1 protein-coding gene is annotated in these 1389 nt (G+C 59.5%); it reads right to left on the bottom strand.

From position 1 onward, the window contains the following. Positions 1-37: 37 nt before the first annotated feature. A complete protein-coding gene (locus R4P65_RS33000; protein WP_411742624.1) occupies positions 38-1324 on the bottom strand; it encodes an IS256 family transposase in 1287 nt (428 codons plus the stop codon). Positions 1325-1389 lie beyond the last annotated feature (65 nt).

Below are 1389 nucleotides of genomic sequence, written 5' to 3'. Positions count from 1 at the left end.
GGGTCTGTCTCGCTAACGGTGTTTCGGCCGGTTTCCATCAGTAAGTTTCCGATCCCGGCCAACGATCAGCGAAGGTGATCGCAAACGCATTCAGAGCAGGCTTCCACCTCGTTATCCATCGTGCCTGCCCTTTGCCCGTCGGGTCCAGTGAACGCGTCACCAGGTAAAGGCATTTGAGTGCAGCAGTCTCCGTGGGAAAATGACCACGCGCTTTCACCGCTCGCCGATACCGGGCATTCAACGATTCAATCGCGTTGGTAGAGCACAGGACTCGGCGTATCTCGATGTCGTAGTCCAGGAACGGGATGAACTCCTGCCAGGCGTTGGTCCACAACCTGATAATCGCCGGATACGTCGTTCCCCACTGCTCGGCGAGATCGTCGAACGCTGCCCGAGCGGCCGCCTCGGACGGTGCCGTATAGATCGGCTTGAGATCATGCTTGAGCGCATCCCAATGCTGACGTGACGAGAGCCGAAACGTATTGCGAATCAAATGCACTACGCAGGTTTGGACCGTAGTCGCCGGCCAGACGTGTTCGACGACCTCCGGTAGGCCTTTGAGTCCGTCGCAGACCAGGAAGAACACGTCCCGGGTGCCGCGGTTACGGATATCGGTGAGCACGGACATCCAAAACTTTGCGCCTTCACCGCCGGTTCCGGCCCACAATCCGAGCACATCACGGTGGCCGTCGAGACTGACCCCGATGGCCGCGTAGATCGGGCGGTTGGCGACCTGCCCGTCCCGAATTTTGACGACGATCGCGTCGATGAAGATCGCTGCGTACACCTCGTCGAGGGGTCGGGCAGACCAGTCCTGCATCTCCTCGATGACCTTGTCCGTGATCCGCGAAATAGTTTCCTTCGAGACCGAGGCACCGTAGATTTCGGCGAAATGCGCACCGATCTCACCGGTCGTTAATCCTTTGGCATATAACGACAGCACGATCTCATCCACACCGTTCAACCGCCGTTGGCGTTTCTGGACGATCTGCGGCTCGAACGTCCCTTCCCGATCACGTGGGACGTCGATCGGAATATGGCCGCTGGCCTCGGTCAACACGGTTTTCGATCGGGTTCCGTTGCGGATGTTCGTCGATTCCCGATCCGGCTGCGCCTGGTTCTTGTCGTGCCCGAGGTGCTCGGTCATTTCCTCGTTCAGCGCGGTTTCCAGGACGGTCTTCGTGAATTGTTTGAGCAGTCCGTCCGGTCCGGTCAGCGACAGACCCTGCTCCTTCGCCAACCTGACCAACTCCGCGGCCGCCGCAGCTTCCGCCGACGGCGGCTCGGTCTTCTTCTTCGCCACATCTTCCAGTGTCGTCATCACGGCACCTCCCTCGCTGAGCATTCACTCAGCGTCTGGGGCCGAAACACCGATTAAGAAACAGTCCC

The sequence above is a fragment of the Rhodococcus sp. IEGM 1318 genome, from assembly GCF_033142465.1.
In the GTDB taxonomy this organism is placed as follows: Bacteria; Actinomycetota; Actinomycetes; order Mycobacteriales; family Mycobacteriaceae; genus Rhodococcus_F; species Rhodococcus_F qingshengii_B.
Note: the sequence above shows the minus strand (reverse complement) of the source record. Positions and strands in the feature narration are given on the sequence as shown.